Source organism: Gemmobacter sp. (assembly GCF_016792925.1).
Taxonomy (GTDB): Bacteria; Pseudomonadota; Alphaproteobacteria; order Rhodobacterales; family Rhodobacteraceae; genus Gemmobacter.
The window spans coordinates 1-21,593 of record NZ_JAEULU010000064.1 but is presented as its reverse complement, the minus strand read 5'-3'; the positions used below and the strand labels follow the sequence as shown (position 1 = coordinate 21,593).

25 protein-coding genes and 1 pseudogene are annotated in these 21,593 nt (G+C 67.4%); 16 read left to right on the top strand and 10 right to left on the bottom strand.

Annotated elements, in window-relative coordinates; translation table 11 throughout:
• Positions 1-11 precede the first annotated feature (11 nt).
• The 4 genes from JNN06_RS03580 to JNN06_RS03565 all read left to right on the top strand — a co-directional run bounded on the left by JNN06_RS03580 (position 12) and on the right by JNN06_RS03565 (position 3,811).
• Positions 12-1,385 carry a DUF1800 domain-containing protein gene (locus JNN06_RS03580; protein WP_291238226.1) on the top strand — a complete coding sequence of 458 codons (1,374 nt, stop codon included), beginning with the start codon at positions 12-14 and terminating at the stop codon, positions 1,383-1,385.
• 9 nt (positions 1,386-1,394) lie between these two features.
• Positions 1,395-2,660, top strand: a complete 1,266-nt coding sequence (locus tag JNN06_RS03575; protein WP_291238225.1) for a DUF1501 domain-containing protein — start codon at positions 1,395-1,397, stop codon at positions 2,658-2,660.
• A 123-nt stretch (positions 2,661-2,783) separates the two neighbouring features.
• A complete protein-coding gene (locus JNN06_RS03570; protein WP_291238237.1) occupies positions 2,784-3,428 on the top strand; it encodes a GNAT family protein in 645 nt (214 codons plus the stop codon).
• Positions 3,429-3,487: 59 nt separating this feature from the next.
• A complete protein-coding gene (locus tag JNN06_RS03565) occupies positions 3,488-3,811 on the top strand; it encodes an MliC family protein (RefSeq protein ID WP_291238224.1) in 324 nt (107 codons plus the stop codon).
• Here the strand turns inward: JNN06_RS03565 and JNN06_RS03560 are convergent.
• Positions 3,781-4,524, bottom strand: a complete 744-nt coding sequence (locus JNN06_RS03560; RefSeq protein WP_291238223.1) for a response regulator — start codon at positions 4,522-4,524, stop codon at positions 3,781-3,783. The two genes, JNN06_RS03565 and JNN06_RS03560, sit on opposite strands and share 31 nt — an antisense overlap.
• A 183-nt stretch (positions 4,525-4,707) precedes the next feature.
• On the opposite strand from JNN06_RS03560, the gene mce reads away from it, so the two are divergent.
• On the top strand, positions 4,708-5,112 hold the full coding sequence (mce, locus tag JNN06_RS03555; protein WP_291238222.1) for a methylmalonyl-CoA epimerase: 405 nt from the start codon (positions 4,708-4,710) through the stop codon (positions 5,110-5,112).
• Between the two features lies 1 nt (position 5,113).
• The gene (locus JNN06_RS03550) at positions 5,114-5,416 is read left to right on the top strand and encodes a DUF1467 family protein (protein ID WP_291238221.1); all 303 of its coding nucleotides are present in this window, start codon (positions 5,114-5,116) and stop codon (positions 5,414-5,416) included.
• Here JNN06_RS03550 and JNN06_RS03545 read toward each other — a convergent pair.
• Both JNN06_RS03545 and JNN06_RS03540 read right to left on the bottom strand, forming a co-directional pair.
• The gene (locus JNN06_RS03545; RefSeq protein ID WP_291238236.1) at positions 5,410-6,099 is read right to left on the bottom strand and encodes an EI24 domain-containing protein; all 690 of its coding nucleotides are present in this window, start codon (positions 6,097-6,099) and stop codon (positions 5,410-5,412) included. The genes JNN06_RS03550 and JNN06_RS03545 overlap by 7 nt on opposite strands.
• A 2-nt stretch (positions 6,100-6,101) precedes the next feature.
• Entirely contained in the window at positions 6,102-6,677 is a 576-nt protein-coding gene (locus JNN06_RS03540; protein WP_291238220.1) for a nitroreductase, read from the bottom strand.
• A 185-nt stretch (positions 6,678-6,862) separates the two neighbouring features.
• Here JNN06_RS03540 and JNN06_RS03535 point away from each other — a divergent pair, with 185 nt between their 5' ends.
• The 4 genes from JNN06_RS03535 to JNN06_RS03520 all read left to right on the top strand — a co-directional run bounded on the left by JNN06_RS03535 (position 6,863) and on the right by JNN06_RS03520 (position 8,868).
• Positions 6,863-7,330: a lytic transglycosylase domain-containing protein gene (locus tag JNN06_RS03535; RefSeq protein ID WP_291238219.1), complete on the top strand. Its 468-nt coding sequence runs from the start codon at positions 6,863-6,865 to the stop codon at positions 7,328-7,330.
• Between the two features lie 4 nt (positions 7,331-7,334).
• Positions 7,335-7,598, top strand: a complete 264-nt coding sequence (locus tag JNN06_RS03530; protein ID WP_291238218.1) for a DUF167 domain-containing protein — start codon at positions 7,335-7,337, stop codon at positions 7,596-7,598.
• Positions 7,599-7,723: 125 nt separating this feature from the next.
• Positions 7,724-8,362, top strand: a complete 639-nt coding sequence (locus JNN06_RS03525; RefSeq protein ID WP_291238217.1) for a GcrA family cell cycle regulator — start codon at positions 7,724-7,726, stop codon at positions 8,360-8,362.
• 104 nt (positions 8,363-8,466) lie between these two features.
• Positions 8,467-8,868: a PaaI family thioesterase gene (locus JNN06_RS03520; protein WP_291238216.1), complete on the top strand. Its 402-nt coding sequence runs from the start codon at positions 8,467-8,469 to the stop codon at positions 8,866-8,868.
• A 69-nt stretch (positions 8,869-8,937) separates the two neighbouring features.
• On the opposite strand, the gene JNN06_RS03515 is transcribed toward JNN06_RS03520, so the two are convergent.
• The 6 genes from JNN06_RS03515 to JNN06_RS03490 all read right to left on the bottom strand — a co-directional run bounded on the left by JNN06_RS03515 (position 8,938) and on the right by JNN06_RS03490 (position 14,859).
• Complete coding sequence (locus tag JNN06_RS03515; protein WP_291238215.1) at positions 8,938-9,876, bottom strand: HAMP domain-containing sensor histidine kinase; 939 nt, start codon at positions 9,874-9,876, stop codon at positions 8,938-8,940.
• On the bottom strand, positions 9,873-10,541 hold the full coding sequence (locus JNN06_RS03510; protein ID WP_291238214.1) for a response regulator transcription factor: 669 nt from the start codon (positions 10,539-10,541) through the stop codon (positions 9,873-9,875). Before JNN06_RS03510 ends, JNN06_RS03515 begins: the two co-directional genes overlap by 4 nt.
• Complete coding sequence (locus JNN06_RS03505) at positions 10,538-11,956, bottom strand: DUF4173 domain-containing protein (protein WP_291238213.1); 1,419 nt, start codon at positions 11,954-11,956, stop codon at positions 10,538-10,540. Before JNN06_RS03505 ends, JNN06_RS03510 begins: the two co-directional genes overlap by 4 nt.
• A gap of 315 nt (positions 11,957-12,271) precedes the next feature.
• Positions 12,272-13,237 (bottom strand): class II fructose-bisphosphatase, encoded by a 966-nt coding sequence (glpX, locus tag JNN06_RS03500; protein WP_291238212.1) that lies wholly within the window; start codon positions 13,235-13,237, stop codon positions 12,272-12,274.
• A gap of 117 nt (positions 13,238-13,354) precedes the next feature.
• Positions 13,355-14,479, bottom strand: a complete 1,125-nt coding sequence (locus JNN06_RS03495; protein ID WP_291238211.1) for an amidohydrolase — start codon at positions 14,477-14,479, stop codon at positions 13,355-13,357.
• Positions 14,479-14,859 carry a hypothetical protein gene (locus tag JNN06_RS03490; RefSeq protein WP_291238210.1) on the bottom strand — a complete coding sequence of 127 codons (381 nt, stop codon included), beginning with the start codon at positions 14,857-14,859 and terminating at the stop codon, positions 14,479-14,481. The genes JNN06_RS03495 and JNN06_RS03490 overlap by 1 nt, the downstream gene beginning before the upstream one ends.
• Before the next feature lie 395 nt (positions 14,860-15,254).
• Between JNN06_RS03490 and JNN06_RS03485 the strand changes: the two genes are divergently transcribed.
• From JNN06_RS03485 to JNN06_RS03470, 4 genes are all read left to right on the top strand, one after another.
• A complete protein-coding gene (locus JNN06_RS03485) occupies positions 15,255-16,841 on the top strand; it encodes a pilus assembly protein TadG-related protein (protein WP_291238209.1) in 1,587 nt (528 codons plus the stop codon).
• Positions 16,838-17,407: a TadE/TadG family type IV pilus assembly protein gene (locus JNN06_RS03480; RefSeq protein WP_291238208.1), complete on the top strand. Its 570-nt coding sequence runs from the start codon at positions 16,838-16,840 to the stop codon at positions 17,405-17,407. Before JNN06_RS03485 ends, JNN06_RS03480 begins: the two co-directional genes overlap by 4 nt.
• Before the next feature lie 8 nt (positions 17,408-17,415).
• On the top strand, positions 17,416-18,000 hold the full coding sequence (locus JNN06_RS03475; protein WP_291238207.1) for a hypothetical protein: 585 nt from the start codon (positions 17,416-17,418) through the stop codon (positions 17,998-18,000).
• A gap of 147 nt (positions 18,001-18,147) precedes the next feature.
• Positions 18,148-19,068, top strand: a complete 921-nt coding sequence (locus JNN06_RS03470) for a pirin family protein (protein ID WP_291238206.1) — start codon at positions 18,148-18,150, stop codon at positions 19,066-19,068.
• Between the two features lie 296 nt (positions 19,069-19,364).
• Here the strand turns inward: JNN06_RS03470 and JNN06_RS03465 are convergent, their stop codons facing one another.
• Positions 19,365-19,964, bottom strand: a complete 600-nt coding sequence (locus tag JNN06_RS03465) for a TetR/AcrR family transcriptional regulator (protein ID WP_291238205.1) — start codon at positions 19,962-19,964, stop codon at positions 19,365-19,367.
• 167 nt (positions 19,965-20,131) lie between these two features.
• Between JNN06_RS03465 and JNN06_RS03460 the strand changes: the two genes are divergently transcribed.
• Both JNN06_RS03460 and JNN06_RS03455 read left to right on the top strand, forming a co-directional pair.
• Positions 20,132-21,235, top strand: coding sequence for an SPFH domain-containing protein (locus JNN06_RS03460; RefSeq protein ID WP_291238204.1), 1,104 nt, complete (start codon positions 20,132-20,134; stop codon positions 21,233-21,235).
• 112 nt (positions 21,236-21,347) lie between these two features.
• Positions 21,348-21,593 (top strand): annotated as a pseudogene (locus JNN06_RS03455) (primosomal protein N' (replication factor Y) - superfamily II helicase); the annotation flags it as partial.

Sequence of the window (21,593 nt, the reverse complement as noted above, 5' to 3'; positions counted from 1 at the left end):
GAGGCCCCCATATGACCGACCCCGTTCCCCTTGCCGCCTTCCGTTTCGGCCATGGCCTGCCCCTGCCTGCAGGCGCGCCCACCGATCCCGAGGCCATGTTGGCCCAGCTGGCCGGCCCCGATCCCGGGCTGGCGCTGTTTCCCGGCCCGACCCCGGCCGAGGTGCAGGCGCAATTCGCACGCTCCATGGAGGCGCGGCTGGTGGCGCGCAAGACACCGCGCAAATCGCCCGAGCGCAAGGCCTACAACGGCGTCCTGCGCGAGGTCGAAGACCAGCTGGAGCTGTTCCTGCGCTTGCAAATCGCCCGTGGCCTCGACAGTCCCGATGGCTTGCGCGAAAGGCTGGTGCGGTTCTGGGCCGATCATTTCTCTGCCCTGCCGCGCCTGCGGGATCAGCGGGCCATTCTGGTCAGCCGGATCGACCATGCCATCCGCCCGCATGTCACCGGGCGCTTTGCCGATCTGCTGATGGCGGTCGAGCTGCATCCCGGCCTTCTGCTGGGGCTGGATCAGGTCGCCTCTGTCGGGCCGAATTCCCCGGCCGGGCAGCGCAAGGGCCAGGGATTGAACGAAAATCTCGCCCGCGAGATGATCGAGCTGCACACGATGGGCGTGGGCGCCGGGTATCGTCAGGACGATGTGCGCCAATTGGCCGAGCTGCTGACGGGCCTTGATGTGACGATCGCGGAGGGCGCGGTTTTTGTCCCGCGCAAGGCCGAACCCGGCAGCGAGACGGTGTTGGGCCAGATCTATGGCCCCGAGGGCTTGGGGCCGATCCGCGCCGTGATGACCGATCTGGCCCGCCGCCCCGAAACCGCCCGCCATCTCGCGCGCAAGCTGGTAGTGCATTTCCTGTCGGACACGCCCGACGAGGCCTTGGTGGCGCGCATGGCCGAGGCCTATCTGGCCGCCGATACCGCGCTTCTGCCCATGATCCGCGTGCTGCTGAACGCCCCCGCCGCCTGGGAGCCGAGCCTGCAAAAGGCCCGCCAACCCTTTGATTTCATGGTGGCCGCCCTGCGGGGCCTGGGCGTTGACGGGGCTGCGGTCTTGCGCATGGGGGGCAAGCCGTTCCGCCGCATGATCCGCGAGCCGATGCAATTGATGGGGCAGGATTGGGAAAACCCGCGTGGCCCCGATGGCTGGCCCGAGGCGGCCTCCGCCTGGATCACGCCGCAGGGTCTCGCCGCCCGCATCACCTGGGCGATGGAGGTGCCGGGGCGGCTGATCGAGGCCGGGGCCATGCCCGAACCCGCTGCTTTTGCCGCGCGCGTGCTGGGCGATATGGCCGGGCAGGGCGATCTGGCGCTTTGGGCCGCCCGGTCGGAAAGCCCGCGCGAAGGCCTGGGTCTTGTGCTGGCCTCGCCAGCTTTCAACCGTCGATAGGGGGCCGTGATGCGCGATCTGAACCGAAGGATGTTCCTGCGTGGCGGTGCCGCCGCCGTGCTGGGCTGTTCGGCGGCGGCAAGCCCTTGGCTCACCACCGTGACGCTGGCAGGAGGGGTGCCCGCCTTTGGCGAGCGGCGGCTGGTCGTCGTCATCCTGCGCGGCGCGATGGACGGGCTGGATGCGCTGCGCCCGGTGGGTGACCCGATGCTGGCGCGGCTGCGGCCCAAACTGTCCAGTGCCGGGGGGCCGGGCCTGCCGCTCGATGGCTTCTATGCCCTGCATCCGGCGCTGGCCGGGCTGGCGCCGCTGTGGTCGGCGCAGGAGCTGGCCTTCGCGCAGGCGGTCTCCACCCCTTATCGCGACAAGCGCAGCCATTTCGACGGCCAGGATATTCTGGAGGCCGGGACGGGCCTTGACGTGCCGCAGCCCGAGGTGCGCGATGGTTGGCTGAACCGCATGTTGCAGGTGGTGCCGGGCCTGCAATCGGAAACCGCCTATGCCATCGGGCGCGAGGCCATGCCGCTTTTGGCGGGCAGCGCCGGGGTGCGCAGCTGGGTGCCGGAGCAGCGGCTGAACCTCAGCCCGCAGGCGCGGCTGTTGCTGGAACGCGTCTATCACGAGGATGAACTGTTCCGCGATGCGGCGCTGGAGGCGATGGAGCTGGCCGAGGAGCTGAATGCCGAAGACCTGCGCGCGGCGCAGGATATGGCCGCGATGGACCCGGAGACGATGGCGCCTGAGATGCCCGCGCCCCCCCCGCGCGCCGGGCGGCGGCTGGCCGATATTGACCGGCTGGCCGATTTCGCGGCGGATCGTCTGCGCGGGGAAAGCCGGATTGCGGCCTTCTCGCTGTCGGGCTGGGATACGCACCGGCGGCAGGATACGACGCTGGGCCCCAGCCTTTCGGGGCTGGAGCGGCTGATCCTGCAACTGCGTGCCGGCTTGGGCCCGGTCTGGGGGCAGACGGTGGTGCTGTGCATGACCGAATTCGGGCGGACCGCGGCCGAGAACGGCTCGCAGGGCACCGATCACGGCACGGGGGGCACCATGGTGATGGCCGGGGGGGCCTTGCGTGGCGGGCAGGTTTTCGGCACCTGGCCGGGGCTGGAGGAGGCGGCGCTCTATGATCGCCGCGACCTGATGCCCACCTCCGACGTGCGGGCCTGGGCGGCTTGGGCGATGCGCGGCCTGTTCGGGCTGGAGCGCGGCGTGCTGGAAAATGCCGTGTTCCCCGGCCTTCAGATGGGGGCCGACCCGCGCATCCTGCGCTGAGCCATCCTTGCGCTTTGCGCTCGCGCTGGTAACCTTGGGGTGATCGGGCGGAGGTGGTGCATGTCGGGTGAAATCGGGTTCGAGGTCAGGGGCTTCACGCCGCCGCCGCATCCGTTCGGGGTGATGATGGAGGGCCATTGGGCGCGTCTTGAGCCCCTGGAGGCCGATACCCATGCGGGCGATCTGTATCGCGCCTTTTCTGGCGAAGATCGGTTGTGGACCTATCTGCCCTATGGGCCTTTTGCCGGGGCTGCGGCCTATCACCGCTGGGCGAAGGACCGCGAGACCAGCCGCGACCCGGTGTTTCTGGCGATTCGCGATCGGGAAACCGGCCATGTCGCCGGGGTCGCCTCGTTCCTGCGCATAGACCAGGCTCATGGCGTGATCGAGGTCGGCCATATCTGCCTTGGCCCCGAGCTGCAAAAGACGCGCGCCGCGACCGAGGCGATCTGGCTGATGATGGGCTGGGCTTTTGCGCAGGGCTATCGCCGCTTCGAGTGGAAATGCGATGCGCTGAACATGCCTTCCCGCCGCGCGGCGCAGCGTCTGGGGTTCAGCTATGAGGGGGTGTTCCGGCAGCATGTGATCGTGAAGGGCCGCAATCGCGATACGGCCTGGTTCTCGGTCATCGACAGTGAATGGCCGGGGCTGGACGAGGCCTTCCGCGCCTGGCTTGCCCCCGCGAACTTCAGCGCCGGGGGGCGTCAGCGCGAGCGGCTCAGCGATCTGACGCAGCTGGCGCGAGCGGGGAATGATCCGCTGGTCTGACCCCTGACACAGCCCCGCCGCCCATGCCAAAACCGGCCAGACCCATTGAGGAGGTTCCGATGTTGACCCGTTTCACGCTTGCGCTTTGCCTGTTGGCGGCCCCAGCCGCCGCCGAGGAGATGCAAAGCCAGACCTATCGCTGCGAGCGCGGCGCGTTGGTGCAGGCCACCTATCTGAACCCCGGTGACCGCAGCTTTGCCGTGGTCAGTTTCGAGGGGCGGCAAATGGGGTTCGAGATCGCGACCAGTGCCTCCGGCGCGCGCTATCTCAGCGCCGATGGCATGTTTGTCTGGTGGACCAAGGGCGACACGGCGTTGCTGATCCATGGCGAGGGCGATCAGGAGGTCATGGTCTATGCGGAATGCGCGGCGCTGCCCGGCTGATTGCTCGCAGGCGCCAGCAAGGCACTGACCGGCAAGGCCAGCCGCAGCCGCAGCAGCCGCAGCAGCGGGTCCAGCTCGGCCCGGCCATTATGGCGTGCGGCATGGGCGGCGCGCAGCAGCGCATCATCCTCGGAGACGCGCGCAACCCCGGCCACAAAGCCTGCAACATAGCGCGTATGTTGATCGTCGCGCACCCCCAGCAGCAGATCGGCGGCATGGGCCAGATCGTCGCGCAGGGCCAGAGGGTCCAGCAGCGGGGGCTGCGGCTCCTCCTCGGGCAGCGGGCTTTGCTGGCCGGTCACCAGCCGCAGGATCAGCGCCTGAAAGCTGCGCAGGCTCGCCACCGGCTTGAGCAGGAAACTGTCCGCCCCGGCGGCCAGCGCCGCCACCCGCTCGCCCTCATCGCCCGACATGCCCAGAACGGCAGGCCGATTCGCCCGCAGCGCCAGATCGCGGACCAGCGCCGTGCCATGGCCATCGGGCAGGCCCATATCCACCAGCACGGCATCGGGCCGGTAACAGCGCAGATGCGAGCGCGCCAGCACCAGCGATTCGGCCCGCCGGAGGCGCGCCCCCGACCGCTGGCACAGCAGGCGCAGCGCATCCGAGGCAAAGCGGCTGTCCTCCACCGCCAGAATGGTCATCCCCCGCAGCGGCAGGGCAGCGGGCTGCGCCGGGGCGGCCGGCAAATGCAGGGGCGGCGGGTGGGGCATCGGTCCTCCTGTGGCAGCAAGGCGTCCTGACCTCACCCAATCAGAAAATCCCTAATGTCAGGTAAACAGCCCCCCGGGCTTGCAACAGGGCCGGGGGCGCCGCATAAGCGACAGGCCTTGTGATGCGCCCGTGCCCGGCCTTGGCCCGCCGGCCCCGGCGCCCAGCCTGAAGGAGAGAGCAGGATGATCGGACGTCTGAACCATGTCGCCATCGCGGTCCCCGACCTCGAGGCCGCCATCGCGCAATATCGTGACACGCTGGGCGCCTCGGTGCGCGCCCCGCAGGACGAGCCCGACCACGGCGTGACCGTCGTGTTCATCGACCTGCCGAATACCAAGGTCGAACTGCTTTATCCTTTGGGAGAAAATTCGCCGATCACCGGGTTTCTGGAGAAGAATCCCGCAGGCGGCATCCATCACATCTGCTATGAGGTGGAAGATATTCTCGCCGCGCGCGACCGGCTGAAGGCTGCGGGCGCGCGGGTGCTGGGCTCGGGCGAGCCGAAGATCGGGGCGCATGGCAAGCCGGTGCTGTTCCTGCATCCCAAGGATTTCAACGGCTGCCTCGTGGAACTGGAGCAAGTCTGACATGTCGATCACCGCCGCGCTCATCGTTTTCGCCGTGACCTGGTTCATGGTGTTCTACATGGTTCTGCCGATGCGCTTTCAAAGCCAGCAGGATGCGGGCGCGGTGGTGCCGGGCACGCCGAAATCGGCCCCGTCCAGCGAGAATGTGAAGAAAAAGGCCCTGATCACCACCGGCATTGCCGTGGTGGTCTGGGCCGGGATCGTCTGGTTCATCTCCAGCGGCGTGGTCTCGGTGCGCGATCTGGATTTCCGCGGCACGCTGGGGCCGGAACGCGCCACCAGCGCGCCGGAGGCCACTCACTGAGCGCGGTTCAGCCGGTGAAACAGATGGGTGAAGGTCGCCACCCCCAGGACCGGCACCACCAGATTCACCAGCGGGATCGACAGCGGCGCCGCCATCAAGGCGCCCGCCAGCCAGATCTGCCCGGCATGGCGCGCGCGCAGCGCCTTGGCGCCCTGCCGCCCCAGCCGCCGCATGGCGACCAGCGTGAAATATTCGCGCCCCAGCAGCAGCCCGTTCACTGCCCAGAACACCAGCGGGCTGAAGGGTCCGGCAAAGAAATACAGCAATAAGGCCAAGCTGTTGGCAAGGATCAGCAGCCCAAACAGGTTCAGCGCGTCGATCAGGCTGTCGGCCAGTTTCACCGGCGGCACAGCGGGTTCGGACGGATAGTGGCGTTCCTCCACCGCCTGCACCACATCCTCCAGAAACAGGCCCGAAAACAGCGCCGCCACCGGCACCATCAGAAAGATCGAAAGCCCGATCATCAGGAAGAACGACCCGACCGACAGCAGCGTTTCCAGCCCCCCCACCGGCCCGAGGAACGGGATCTCCACCGTCGCGGGGGCCAGCCAGTCGATCAGCAGCAACAGCCCGGCATAGGCGCCGACCAGCAGGGCCAGCGACAGGCCCAGCCCCAGCGCGACCACGCGCAGAAAGCGCGGATCGCTCAACTGGCTGAGCGCGCGCGAGAAATCGGCAAAGATCGTCATGCCGACACCCAGCGGGTCAATGCCGCCACATCGGGGCGCGGACGATCCGAGACCGGGCTGGTTTCGCGCCCGATATGCACGAGGCCCGCGACCGTCTCGCCCTCGGCCAGATCAAAGGCCGCGCGGCTGAATTCCGGGTCATGGCTGACCCAGCCGGTCAGCCAGGCCGCGGCCCAACCGCTTGCCAGCGCCGCATTCACCAGGCTCAGGCAGACGCAGGCGGCCGAGGCCTGTTGCTCGCTCACCGGCACCTTGGGGTGCGGTTTCGGGCTGGAAATCACCGCCACAATCAGCACGCCCTGATCGAACTGCCCGCGCGCCTTGGCCAGTTTCTCTGCATCGCCAAGGGCTTGGGCGCGCGCCTCCGCCAGATCCGCCAGCCGCCCCATCGCGCCCTTCTCGATCACCACCAGCCGCCACGGCTCCAGCTTGCCATGGTCAGGCACGCGCAGCGCCGCCTCCAGCAGCGGCGCCAGGTCGGAAGGCGTCGGCGCCGGGCCGGTCATGGTTTTCGGCGGCACCGAACGGCGCGCGCGCAGGAACTCAAGGGCTTGGGGGGAGGGGGTGGGCATCGGGCATCCTGTCTCGCTTTGCCCGAAGATAGGCGCCCGCAGCGGCGGGGGGAAGCGTCGCAGCCCTGAAAAGGCGGCAGAAACACGCCACCCACCGGCAAAACCCGCGCCAAACCCTTGTTTTGGGGCCGATCAAGCGGCTATCACCCGGGAACACCACTCCCCCGATAGCCCGGAAGCCCCCGATGTCTCAGATTTCCCGCCGTGTTCTGGTTTTGGCTGCCCTGGCCCTGCCGCTTGCTGCCTGTGGCGGGCGCAAGCGCGAGGCGCGGCGCGGCGAGGCGCCCGAGAGCGGCGGACCGGCCGAGGTGAACCGGCTGATTGCCAAATATGCCCGCGAATATGACGTGCCGGAAAAGTTGGTGCATCGCGTGGTGAAGCGCGAAAGCGGCTATAATCCCGGCGCGCGCAATGGACCCTATTACGGGCTCATGCAAATTCTGCCCGCCACGGCGCGCACCATGGGCCATCGCGGCGCGCCGGGCGATTTGCTCGATGCCGAAACCAATCTGAAATATGGTGTGAAATATCTGCGCGGCGCCTATCTGGTGGCGCGGGGCAATCCCGACCGCGCGGTCAGCTGGTATTCCAAAGGCTATTACTACGAGGCCAAGCGTATGGGATTGCTGGAAGAAACCGGCCTGCGCAGCTGATCCCGTGGCGCGGCCCCGTGGCCCAGACCTTTCCGCCCGCGCGCTGCCAGGGGCCGAGTTTGCCTTGCGCGTGACGCCGCGCGCCGGGCGCAATGCCCTGACAGAAGAAGATGGCCAGTTGCGCGCGCAGGTGACGGCAGTACCGGAGGATGGCCGTGCCAACCGCGCCGTGCAGGCCTTGCTGGCCGAGGCTTTGGGCGTGGCGCGCACCCGGCTCAGCCTCATCCGGGGCGCCACATCGCGCGACAAGCTGTTCCGGCTGGACTGATTGCCCTTGCGATCGCGGAGAATCAGCCCCATCTCCGGCTTGTATCTGCGGCAGGGGCGGGTAAAATGCACTGTCGCCCCTTCCGGCATTGGCCGGGCCGCGGGATTTCCGAACCGGAGTGAAGCATGTCCTGGACCGACGAGCGCGTCGAGACGCTCAAGAAAATGTGGGCAGAGGGCCAGAGCGCCAGCCAGATCGCCAAGGAGCTGGGTGGGGTCACCCGCAATGCCGTGATCGGCAAGGTGCATCGCCTTGGCCTGTCGAACCGCGTGGGCGGCGGCGCGGCGGAGGATGAGGCCGTGGCCGAGGCACCGGCGCCGAAGCCCGTCGAGGCTCCGAAACCCGCGCCCGAACCTGTCGCCGCTGCGGCCCAGCCCGCGCCGAAAGCCGCGCCCGAGCCGCGTCCGGCCCCTGCCGCCGAGCGTCCGGCCCCCGCTGCGGCGCCGGCCGCCGCTGGCTCCAACGTCACGCCGCTGCCCCTGCGCAAGGCCATCGTGCCCGCTGGTCAACCCCTGCCGCCGCAGCCCTCGCTCAACGAGATCAGCCCCGAAACGCTGGCCTCGGCCCGCGAGGTTGAGAAGCGCGCGCGTCGCCTGACGTTGATGGAACTGACCGAACGCACCTGCAAATGGCCGATCGGCGATCCGGCGACCGATGATTTCTGGTTCTGCGGTCTGCCCTCGCATCCCGGCAAGCCTTATTGCGAAGCGCATGTGGGCGTGGCCTTCCAGCCGATGAGCGCCCGTCGCGACCGTCGCCGCTGAGCCATCTTTGCCCGATGAAAGCCCCGCGCCCGCCCGGACAGGGTGGGCGTTGCTTTTTCTGATCCCCGCTTCATCCGCCCTCCTTTCGCAATGTCAGGCCCGCCATGACCCCCGACCAGATCGCCGCCGACCAGCCGCCTTTTGCCCGTCTGCTGGGCCTGCGCATCACCCATGCCAGCCCCGACCGGGTCGAGGCCGCGCTGCCGGTCACCGAGGCCCTGACCAATCGCAACGGCCAGTTGCACGGCGGCGCCATCATGGCGCTGGCCGATAATCTGGGTGGCACGGCCACTTTCCTGAACCTCCGCCCCGGCGAGGGGACGGTGACAGTGGAAAGCAAGACCAATTTCTTCCGCCCCATTCCCCCCGGCAGCACCGCCACCGCCGTGGCCGAGCCGCTGCATCGGGGCCGCAAGACGCAGGTCTGGCAAACCCGCATTCTTACCGCCGAGGGCAAGCTGGCGGCGCTGGTGACCCAGACCCAGATGGTGTTGCAGCCAGAGTGATCTCGACCCCTGTTCCCCCTTCTGAAGCTCGGTTTCAGAACATCCTGCGAACGAAACCTTGAAAAAAGGTTAAGCAAAGCGGATCAGGAAGGCCGCGCCGGGCCAGTTCTCGGGCGGTGGCACCAGCGCAATCGTGGCGCCATGCGCGGCCAGCAGGCTTGCCACGATGGCCAGCCCCATGCCGGTGCCGCCGCTTTCGCGCCGGGTGGTGAAAAACGGCTCGAACACATGCGGGCGGTTGCCGGGGCTGATGCCCGGCCCGTCATCCACCACCAGCAGGGTGCCCGGGCCCGCCTCCAGCCGCATCGCCCGCGCGCCATGGGAAATCGCGTTCTCCATCAAATGCTTGAGGCATAGGCGCATACCGCTTTCGGCCAGTGGCAAAAGCCGGTCCGCGCCCACGATCTCCAGCCGCAGCCCCGCGCCATGCAGCGCCAGATCCGCCAGCCGACAGGCGCCGTGATGGCCCGGCTCGCGCGCTGCCGCCATCGTCCGCAGGCTGGCCAATTGCGCCTGCATCTGCCGTGCGGCAGACCCAACCTGCGCCACCAAAGCCCGGTCCCCTGGGGCCAGATCGCCATCTTCCAAGAGTTCCGCCGCCGCAATCAGCGCCGTCACCGGGGTTTTCAACTCATGCGTGACGTGATCTGTAAAGCTGCGGATCGTTGCCTCGCGGCTTTGCAGCGCCTGCGCCATACCGATAACCCCTTGCGCCATCGCGTAAATTTCGCGCGTGCCAAAATGGGCAGGCACTTCGGCCGCGCCTTGCCGCGTTTCGGCGGCATAGCGGGCCAGTGCCTGAATAGGGCGCAGCAGCAGCCGCGCCAGCAGCCAGGCAAGGCCCAGCGTCAGCAGGCCGATCAGCGCCGCCAGCGCCATGGCCGCGGCGCGAAAGCCGATCTCCGGCCCCAGATAGCGCAGCGCCACCAGCCCGGCCAAGGCGAAGGCCAGCGTTGCCGCCAGCGCCCCCCCCAGCACCAGCCAAAGCGGAGGCCGCCATTTCCTCATGCCGCCAACCCGATCCCCACGCCATGCACGGTGCGGATTGCCTCGCCCGCGCCGGCCTCGGCCAGTTTCCGGCGCAGGTTGCGCAAATGGCTGTCCAGCGTGCGGTCCGAGACCGGGCTGCCCGCGCCCCAGATCGCATCGGTCAGCTGCGGGCGGCTGAACACCCGCTCGGGGGCGCGCATCAGCGCCGCCAGAATGGCCATCTCGGTCGCGGTCAGATCCACCGCCGCCGTGCCGACCCGGCAGATATGCCTTGCACGGTCCAGCTCCAACCCGTTGTGACGCAAAGGCTTTTCTGTCATGGCGCCCTGGCTGCGCTTCAGGATCGCGCGCACCCGCGCCACCAGCTCGCGCGGCGAGAACGGTTTGGTCACATAATCATCGGCGCCCATTTCCAGGCCCAGAATCCGGTCGATCTCGTCATCCCGGGCGGTCAGGAACAGGATCGGCACCTCCGATCCGTGGCGGATGCGGCGGCACACCTCCAGCCCGTCCATTTCCGGCAGGCCGATGTCCAGCACGATCAGGTCGGGCGCCTCGCGCGTGGCATGGGTCAGCGCGGCCTGCCCGTCGGCGGCGGTCAGCGTGGCAAAACCGGCGCGTTCCAGCGCGATCACCACCAGCTCGCGCAGGCGCGGATCGTCATCCACCACCAGAATTTTCATCGCACCGCCTCCGTCACGCCATTGGTGTAGCGGAGGACGCGGGCGGCGCGAAAGCCCCAATCGCGCCAGCCCTCGATCTGCGGCAGCTCGATCAGGCAAACCTGCCCGCGCGGATGGGCCGCCAGCTCTGCCGCCGCCATCGGGCCGAGGGCGCAGGTATAGCCCATATCCGGGGCGGGATGGGTCAGGTTCACCCGGGCCACCACGGCGGCAAAGTTCAGAAAGCTGCACAGATACAGCGTGCCAAGCCCCAGCCCCGCGCAGCGGATCATCAGCCAGCGGGTGCTGAACCCCCGGGCGATCTGCACCGCCACCAGCATCAGGCCGAGCGCCACCAGCGCCATCCAGATCGCCGCCGCCAGCCGCAGCCATGTGAGGCCATAGAGGCCCACATAATGCTCCAGCCGCAGCAGGGCCGAGGCGGTCAGCGCCACATTCTGCCCGATCCACAGCATCATCAAGGGCTTAAGCCCGCGCCGCTCGGCCAGAAAGGGGCGGGCGAGCAGCGCGAACAGCCCGGCCAGCAGCGCCGCCGCCATCAGCGGATAGGCGCCGCGATGGGCATATTCGGCGGCGCTCATCCCCGGCGGCAGGGCGGCGCCGCCCCACAGGAACAGCGCATCCATCGCGGTCTGCACGGCCAGCACCGCGTTGAACAGCACCAGCGCGCGGGCCACCGCCTCGGCGTTCAGGCCGGGCAGGGCGCGCGGGCGCAAGCGCGGCAGGGGGGCCAGCGGGGCCGGGGTCAGCAGCGGCCAGATCAGCAGCGCGAGCCCCGCCCAGAACAGCGCCCGCGCCAGCAGGCGCGGCAGGTCCAGCCCCGGCCGCTGCCAGCCTTGCAGCCAATCCGACAGGATCGGATTGGCCTGCATCAGCAGCGCCAGCAGCACGAGGCCACCACCCAGCGGCAAGGCCCAGCCCCGCAGCGCGCCCCTCGCCGACAGCCCGCGCGGCCGCGCCGCCCAAAGCGCGGGCAGGGCGGCGGGCAGGGCTTGCGGCAGATGCAGCAGCAGCCCGGCCGCGGTCCGCGCCCATTGGCCGGGCGCGCCATGCGCCCAGGCCAGAGCGGCCAGCAGGCCAAGGCCCAGCAGCGCCAGCGACAGGGGCTGCACCAGTTCCATCACCGGCAAAACCGCCCCGATCATCAGCGCCAGCGGCCCCTTCCAACGCGCCGGGCGGCGCACTGCCACCCCCGCGCCAAACAGCGCCAGCGCGAAAACCGCCACCGAAAGCCCCGGCGCATGGCCCCAGAACAGCAGATCGCCCAAAGCCACCAGCGCCAGCAGCGCCATGCCCGCCGGGCGCAACGCGCGGCTGCGCTCTGGCGCGCGCTCGGGCGGGGAAGGCGCATCAAACCACCAGCCATCGCGGGCCAGCGCTTCGGGCAATCCGGTCGGGGGGAAGGGGCGGGGCATCGGGGTCTCCTGCGATTTTCCCCTCTGTGTCAGAGGTTTCGCGAAGCCCCCGCGCATGGGATGTGCAGAAGATGTGCAGGTGCGCGCTTTCAGGCGGGCGGATCAGGGAAAGCACCGCTTTCCCCCGCCCGGACATACCACAGTGCCGCCAGACGGTCTCCGCAACTGCTGCAAAGGCCAGTGCCTGCCTCGGCGGGGGCGAAGCGCCCGCCAATGGCGGGGCGGGCGCTGGCCGTTGGCTTTGGGCCAACGGCCCAAACGCGGAAGCGTTTCAACATGACCTCGGCGATGGCCTCGGCCCAGCCTTCCGTAGCTTCACTTGATCGGCGAGCGGTAGGTCATCCGCCGCACCGAGCCGGTCTTCGACCGCATCAGCAGCGTCTCGGTGGTCATCCAGCCCGGCTCGCGCTTGATCCCGGCCAGCAGCGAGCCATCGGTCACGCCCGTCGCCGCAAAGATCACATCGCCGCGCACCAGATCGTCACGGGTGTAAACCCGGTCAAAATTCTGAATCCCGGCCTTCACGGCCCGGGCCTTCTCGTCATCGTTGCGGAACAGCAGCTTGCCGAAGAACTGGCCGCCCATGCACTTCAGCGCCGCCGCGGCCAGCACCCCCTCCGGTGCCCCGCCCGAGCCCATATACATGTCGATGCCCGTCACCTCCGGCTCGGCGCAATGCATCACGCCCGCCACATCGCCATCGGTGATCAGCCGGATCGAGGCCCCGGTGGAGCGGATCTCGCGGATCAGCTCCTCATGGCGCGGGCGTTCCAGCACGCAAACCGTGATATTTTCGGTCGAGACACCCTTGGCGGCGGCCAGGGCCGAGACGCGCTCCGAAGGCGTCATGGTCATGGTGACGGTGCCAGGCTTGTAGCCAGGGCCGATCGCCAGCTTTTCCATATAGACATCAGGGGCATGCAGCAGGGTGCCGCGCGGCGCCATGGCGATCACGGTCAGCGCGTTCGGCATGTCCTTGGCGGTCAGCGTGGTGCCTTCCAGCGGGTCCAGCGCGATATCCACCGCCGGGCCCTTGCCGCTGCCGACTTCCTCGCCGATGAACAGCATCGGCGCCTCGTCGCGCTCGCCCTCGCCGATCACCACCACACCGGCAATATCCAGCAGGTTCAGCTGGTCGCGCATCGCGTTGACGGCGGCCTGATCGGCGGCCTTCTCGTCGCCGCGCCCGATCAGCGCCGCCGAGGCCAAGGCGGCGGCCTCCGACACACGGGCCAAGCCCAGCGAAAGCAAGCGATCCTGAAATTCTGCGGCGTCAGCCATGGGTCATCCCTCTGGAGCAATCATTGCCGAACTCCTAGCGGGCGGGGCGGGGTGCGGCAAGGATGGTGGCGCTAACATGAGACGGCAAAGCGTGCCGGATTCTGACGAAACCGCCGGTCAGCCCAGCAAATCGGCCAAAAGCCGCTGGAAAACCCGCAAACCGGGGCCGATCAGCGCATCGGGAAAATCATAATCCGGCGCATGCAGCGGCGGGTGATCTGCGCCCGCGCCGATCCAGACCATCGCGCAGGGGGCCACCGCGCCAAAGCGCCCGAAATCCTCCGAGGCCTTCATGGGCCGCGCCGGAACCAGCGTAATCCCCTCGGCCAGCAGGGCCGCGCGCAGATGGGCGGCTGCGTCGGGGGCGTTCACGCTGGCGGCGAAATCATCATGCCAGCTGATCTCCAGCCCCAGCCCGTCGCGCGCCGCCAGCCTTTCCGCCAGCGCCACGGCTTCGGTCTTCAGCGCCGCCATGTCGCTGTCTTGCAGCGTGCGCAGCGTGGCATAAACCTCGCCTGCGCCCGGCGTGATGCCAAAGACCGGCTCGCCCATGCGCAGATGTGTCAGCGTCACCAGCCGGAAGCCCGGCGCCAGCGCCTCCCCCTGCCGCAGCGCCTGCAAGCCCGGCACCAGATCGGCAATGGCCCGCGCGGGCGAGATCGCCAGATCGGGTTCCGCCGCATGCGAGGTGCGCCCGCTCAGCGCGATCTTCATGCCCACCGAGGCGCAATTCGCCGCGCCGTCGCACAGCACCGCCGCGCCCAGGGCCACGCCGGGTAGATTGTGCAGCGAAAAGGCCCAGTCCGGCGCGATCCCGGCAAAGCGCGGATCGGCCAGCACTGCCGCCGCACCCGAGCCATCTTCCTCGGCGGGCTGGAACAGCAAGACCACCCGCCCGCGGGCCGGGCGCCGCGCGCCAAGCCCCTGCGCCACGCCGCAGAGAATGGCCATATGCCCGTCATGGCCGCACAGATGCCCCTTGCCCGCCACCTGCGAGCGCCAGTCCACCTCCGCCGCATCCAGAATGGGCAGCGCATCCAGCTCGGCCCGCAGCATCACCGCAGGCCCCGGCGCCGCGCCCTCATAGACCAGCGCAACGCCATGGCCGCCAAGGCCCGTCAGCACCCGGTCGGGCGCTGTCGCGGCGGTGAAGGCGACCACGGCCGCCGCCGTTGCGGCCTCTTCGCCCGAAATCTCGGGCGCGCGATGCAGGGCGTGGCGGAAGGCGGCCAGATCCTGCATCAGATCGGCTCGTAGCTGGGCTGGGCGCGCAGCGTCACCACCGGCTCCACCCGGCGCCCCTGGGCGCGGGCCGGGGCGGGATAGAGACTTTCCGGCTCCGGTTCGGCCATGGCATAGCCAAAACCCGCCGCCGCCTGCACGGCACCCTGGCCTTGGCCCTGGGCGATGCGCGCCAGCAGGCTGTGGTTTTCGATCTGCAAGGCCAGCATGCCGAACAGCACCACCACGGCCATCAGCCCCGCCACCGCCAGCACGGCAGCCGTCAGCGCATTGCCCGTGGCCAGCCCGTAAAGGCCCGCGCCACCCAGAACGATCACCGCAAAAGCCAGCGCCAGCGCCGGAAACAGGCCGCGCAGCAGCCCGGCAAGAAAGGAGGTCATGGGATTTACCCTTATATGTCTGCTCAGCCCTCCTTATGGCGCGGGATGGGTAAAAGTCAACGAAACCGGGGCTTGGCGGCGGCACGGTTTGCCCCGAATCTTGATTCGTCCTCCCCCAGCTTTGCCGCAATTCGTGACCAAATTCTTAACGCCCGTCGGCAAAGCGGTTAACGCCGACCCGCTCGCTGTTTCGCCTGTTTCCACAATGCCCGCGCCGCGCCAGAAGTGTTTACAAGCCTGTCGGATTTTCCCGAGACCCCCCGCCGGACTGCCACATTTCCGCCCCAACTGGCCCGCTTGATGACCCTTGCATATCTCCTGCCCCCCGTCTGCTCGGTGGGCGGGCGATCGGAATACGAGTGACGACTGGTCCGGGAAAGGGCTGCACGATGGACATGAAACACAAGAACGGGGCGCCCGCCCCCTCCTCCCCGCGGGCAAGACTGCATGGCTTTGCCGAGGCGGAGGATGGCTCCATCCTGCCCTTCTCGATGATGGTCCTGTTCCTGATGGTTCTCATTGGCGGGCTCGCCATTGATGTCATGCGGCATGAGGAAAAGCGCGTGGCGATCCAGCAGACGCTGGATAACAGCGTGCTGTCCGCCTCCAGCCTGAAACAGACGCTCGATCCGCAAACCGTGGTCGAGGATTACTTCGACAAGGCCGGCATGGCCGATTACCTGACCGGCGTGACCGTGGATGACGGGCTGAACTATCGCACGGTGAATGCCGAGGCCAGCGCCGATACCCGGCCCTTCTTCATGAAGATGTTCGGGGTCGAGGATTTCATAGCCAATGCCGACAGCGGCGCCGAAGAACGGATCTCCAATGTCGAAGTGTCGCTGGTTCTCGACATTTCCGGCTCGATGAACGGCTCGCGCATCAACAACCTGCGCCCGGCCGCCCGCGATTTCATCGACACGATCATGAACAATTCCGAGCCGGGCAAGGCCACCATCTCCATCGTGCCCTATTCCGCGCAGGTGAACCTGGGCCCCGATCTGATGGCGCAATTCAACGCGCCGCGGATCACCGGGCAAGACTATACCTCCTGCATCGAACTGCCCGACAGCGTGTTCAGCTCGATCGACCTGTCGCGCACGATGAGCCTCAATCACAATGGCCATTTCGACCCCTTCTACGGCACCGGCAGCAACCGCACCGAGACCAACTGCTCGTGGTATAACGAGTGGAACGGCAACCCGACGCTGCAAGCCTCGAACTATGTCCTGCCGATCAGCGGCAATGCCACGGCGCTGAAAGCCAAGGTGAATGCGATGCGCGTGGGGGGCAACACCTCCATCGACCTCGGGGTGAAATGGGGCGCCATGCTGCTGTCGCCCAATTCGCGCCCGGTGACCGCCGGTCTGATCGCGCGCGGCGCTGTGGTCAGCGGCCTTGCCAGCCGCCCGCTGAATTTTGATCCCTACGAGACGATCAAGGTGCTGGTGGTGATGACCGACGGCGAGAACACCACCGAATACAAGCTGAAAAGCGGCTATCGCACCGGCCTGTCGCATATCTGGTCGAGTGCCGCCGGCACCACCTCTGCCGCCTATTTCAACCGCGCCAATACCGCGAATGACTACTACCACATCTCGGATGGCCAATGGCGCAGCACGCCACCTGCCGGCACGACGCAACGCACCTGGCCCGAGGTCTTCCACCTGTGGTCCGTGCAGCGGGTGGCCCTCAACTACTACAACCGCCCGATGGGCATCAATACCACGACCCAATACAACAACATGGTCGAAGCGGTGTACACGAACAAGAACACCCGCCTGCAACAGGTCTGCTCTGCCGCCAAGGAGGCCGGGATCGTGGTCTATGGCATCGGTTTCGAGGCCCCGGATACCGGCCGTGCCCAGGTGCGCGCCTGTGCCTCCTCGGATGCGCATTACTATGATGCCGCCGGTCTGCAAATCGGCACCGTGTTCCAGTCGATTGCCAACCAGATCACCATGTTGAGGCTGACGCAATGACGCACCGCCTGTCCAACCTCCGCAGCCATGCCCGGGCCTGGCTGCGGCGCGAGGACGGCAACGCCGCGGTTGGTTTTGCGCTGGTGTTTCCGTTGTTCTTCGCGCTGTTCGCCGCCTCGTTCGAGATCGGCCTGTTCACGGTCCGCCAGACCATTCTGGAGCGCGCGGTCGATATCACCGTCCGCGCGATCCGCCTGAACCAGATGACCAACCCCAATCACGCCACGATCAAGGACATGATCTGCCGCAACGCGCCGTCACTCACCGATTGCGGCACGACGTTGAAGGTCGATCTCACCCGGGTGGCCACCACCACCTGGACCATGCCGGTGGGCGATGGCACCTGTCGCGACCGCTCGCTGCCCATTGATCCGCCGGGGCAGGTCGATCCCAACCCGCAGGCCCGTCAGGTGCTGATGGTCATGCGCGTCTGCTACATTGCCGAGGCCATCTTCCCCGGCACCGGCATTGCCGCAGGGTTGCAGCGCGAGACCCATGACATCCATGGGGTGCGCTCGGGGGGCTATCGCATGCTGGCAACCACCGCTTTCCTGAACGAACCGTGAGGCGCATGATGAGGACCGATCTTTTCCGCTCCCTGCTCTCGGCGCCGCGCCGCTTCCTGCGCGACGAGGACGGCAATGCCGTCATCGAATCCGTGTTCATGTTGCCGCTGTTGATCTGGGCCGCCTTTTCGATGGTGGTGTTCTGGGATGGCTATCATACCATGAACAAGCTCCAGAAAGCCTCTTACACCGTGTCCGACGTGCTGTCGCGCTGGCAAGGCGCCGCGCTCACGGCGGCGGATGCGCAGGGGCTGCAAAACATGGTGGCCTATCTGACCAATGAGGGCGACCAGGTGCCGCGCCTGCGCATGTCCAGCATTGTCTGGGTCTCCGCGCGCAACCGCTATGAGGTGCAATGGTCCTGCTCGATGGACCCGGCGCAACTGCCCGCCTATACCACCACCACGCTGCAAGCGGTGAAGGACAACCTGCCGATTGCCGCCAATGGCACCACCCAGCTGCTGATCGAGACCGAGATGGATTTCCAGCTGTTCAGCCGGGGTCAGGTGATCCCGATGGAATTTGGCGAGTTCATCCCGGTGCGGCCGCGTTTTGCCGCTGTGGCCTTCAGCAATCCGGGTGCCTGCACCTGATCCTTGCGGATCTTTCGGCGCCGCCGCTCCGGTTCACCGGGGCGGCGGCGTTTTGTGCATTTCTGCACCTCAGCCCTCTTGATCTGCGCATGGACGCAAGGCCCCCGGCATCTTACCTATCCAGCATCCGCCAGAAAGGAGAGTCCCATGTCCGTGACCAGCGCCCGTCCCGTCCTTTCCGAAACCCGCGCCCGCCCCGCCATCGAGGGGGCCGGGGTGCATCTGCACCGCGCTTTCGGCTTTACCGAGCCGGAGGCCTTTGACCCTTTCCTGATGTTCGACGATTTCCGCAACGATGACCCACGCGCCTATCAGGCCGGGTTCCCGTGGCATCCGCATCGCGGCATTGAAACCATCACCTATGTGCTGTCCGGCACGGTCGAGCATGGCGACAGCCTTGGCAATCGCGGCAGCCTTGCGGGCGGCGATGTGCAATGGATGACCGCGGGCTCTGGCATTCTCCATCAGGAAATGCCGCGCGGCGATGCTGCGGGCCAGATGCACGGCTTTCAGCTTTGGGCCAATCTGCCCTCGGCCCTGAAGATGACGGCGCCGCGCTATCAGGATGTGAAATCCGCCGATATTCCGGTGGTGACCGAGGATGACGGCACGCGGGTGAAGATCATCACCGGCAGTTTCTGGGGAAAGCGCGGGCCGGTCGACGGTATTGCCGCCGATCCGCAGTATCTCGACATTTCGGTGCCGCCGAACACCCGGCGCCGTTTCAAGGTCGATACCTATCGCCGGGCCTTTGCCTATATCTTTGCCGGCTCCGGCACCTTCCGCGATGCCAGCCGCCCGCAAGGCGTGTTGCTGGAGAAGGAGGTCCGCGGCGAGGAGGTGAACATCCGCGATCTGTCGGGCAACCGCACGCTGGTTCGGTTCGGCACGGGGGACGAGGTGACGGTGCAAGCCGGGCCGGAAGGCATCCGCTTCCTCCTGATCTCCGGCGCGCCCATCGAAGAGCCGGTGGCCTGGCACGGCCCGATCGTCATGAACACCCAGGCCGAGATCTGGCAGGCCATGGCCGACCTGCGCAACGGCACCTTCATCAAGCCCGCGCATTGACCCACCCTGGCCCCGGCCATTGCCGGGGCCATGTGGTGCGGTTGCCCCCAAACCGCCGGGGGCCCAAAGCCCCCGGCCAGCGCCTGCCCTGCCCATGGCAGGCGCTTTGCGCCCGCCAGGTCAGGCGCTGGCCTCTGTCTCTTTGGCGGTGCCGGTCGTGCTGCGCCGTTTCCACAGCGGGCGGGGAAACGCGATGCGTTCCCTGATCCGCCCGCCTGTGGCCTCGGCCAATCCCGCTCCAAAGCGTCTATGCCGTTACACTTTGCCCCAATTTCCGGGCCAAACTGTATCGCGGATTACCGTTTCGGCCCCGCGCCGACCGCCTTCAGGGCCATGTCGGCATAGATGCCCAGCACCTCTGCCCGGCCCAGACGCCCGCCCTCGCGATACCAGTTGGTCACCCCGGTCAGCATGGCGATCAGCGCCAAGGTGGCAAGTTTTGTGTCTGGCAGGCTAAAGACCCCCATATCTCGCCCCCGCTGCAAGATCGCCTCCAGCGCATCCTCATAGCGGCGGCGCAGCGCCTCCACTTGCGCGAAATGCGCAGGCTCCAGATTGCGCAACTCCATATAGGCGATGAAAACCGCATCGGGCCGCAAGATATGGTAGTCCACATGGAAGCGCGCAAATTGCGCCAGCGCCTCTGCGGGGTCTGGAGGTGCGGGCAAATCCGCCAAAGCGGCCAGCAAACCCTCCAGATGCTCGCGCATCATATCGGCCAAAAGGCTTTGTTTGTCAGGGGTATAGAGGTAAAGCGCCCCCGCCTGCACGCCCACCTCCGCCGCGATCTGCCGCATCGACACCGCCGCATAGCCATGGCGCGCAAACAACCGCTCCGCCACCGCGCGAATGCGCGGCCCGGTGATTTCCGAATGCGATCCGGTCTTGCGTGCCATCCTTCCCCGGTAAACTGAACAAGGGTTCATTTCAAGCACCCGGCTGCCGCGCTTTCCACGTCTTTCCCCCCGGATTTGCACGCTTTTCCCCTTCAAAGCTGCGTTTCCTGCGTTATGTTCAACGCAAAGCCGGGCAGGGCGGCCCGGATCAGCGAAAGGCAATTGCCATGGTTTTCGACTTCCTCAAGGGCGAATTCATCGACGTCATCTCTTGGCTCGATGACACGTGCGACACGATGGTCTGGCGCTTTGAACGCCGCGGGCAGGCGATCAAATACGGCGCCAAGCTGACCGTGCGCGAGGGGCAGGCGGCGGTTTTCGTGCATGAGGGGCAGCTGGCCGACGTGTTCGGCCCCGGCCTTTATATGTTGGAAACCAACAACATGCCGATCATGACCACCCTGCAACACTGGGATCACGGCTTCAACTCGCCCTTCAAATCCGAGGTCTATTTCGTCAACACGACCCGGTTCAACGATTTCAAATGGGGCACCAAAAACCCCATCATGTGCCGCGACCCGGAGTTCGGCCCCGTGCGTCTGCGCGCCTTCGGCACCTATTCGATGCGCGTCTCCGATCCGGGGGTGTTCCTGAAGGAAATCGTCGGCACCGATGGCGAATTTACCGCGGACGAGATCTCGAACCAGATCCGAAACACCATCGTGCAGGAGATGAGCCGCGTGCTGGCGGGCTCGGGCATCCCGGTGCTGGATATGGCCGCCAATACCGGCGATCTGGCCAAGCTGATCGCCACGGCGATTGCGCCCAAGATTGCCGAATATGGCCTGACCCTGCCGGAATTCTACATTGAAAACATCAGCTTGCCCGAGGAGGTCGAGAAGGTTCTGGACAAGCGCACCTCGATGGGCGTCGCAGGCGATCTGAACAAATACATGCAGTTCAACGCCGCCGAGGCCATGGCGCAGCCGGGCAATGGCATGGGTGCCATGATGGGCGCAGGCATGGCGGCCGGCATGGGGCTGGGCATGGGGCAGACGATGGCCGGCCCCTGGGGCGCCGCCCCCGCCGCTGCCGCTCCGGCTGCGCCGCCGCCGCCCCCGCCCGCCGCAAAGGCCTGGCATGTCGCGGAAAATGGCGCGACCAAGGGGCCCTTTGGCGAGGGCGATCTGGCGGCCATGGTGCAATCGGGCGCGCTGACCCGGGCCACGATGGTCTGGGCCGCCGGGATGGAGGGCTGGAAGCCCGCCGCCGAGACCGAGTTGTCGCGGCTGTTCGCCATGGTGCCGCCGCCCCCGCCGCCGGGCGTGTGATCTGTTCAAGCTGTTGACAGGCGGGCTTTTTTCGGCCCGCCTTTCGCTGTAGTGCTGTGCCCTGCGGGCCGTGTCGCCCGATCCATCGACCCGAATTCAGGACGCGCATCCCGTGACCAACTCCTTGACCGAGCGGCATTTTCCTTGCGCATCCTGCGGGGCTGACCTGCGCTTTGCGCCGGGGCAGACCCATCTCCGCTGCGCCCATTGCGGCCACGAGCAGGACATTCCCGCCGCGCCCGAAGTGCGGCTGCGCGCGCTGAACGAGCATGACCTGCACAGCGCCTTGCGCGAAGCCCTCCCGCCCGCCGCGATGGAGGAGGCCCCCACCACCCGTTGCCCCGGCTGCGGCGCGCTG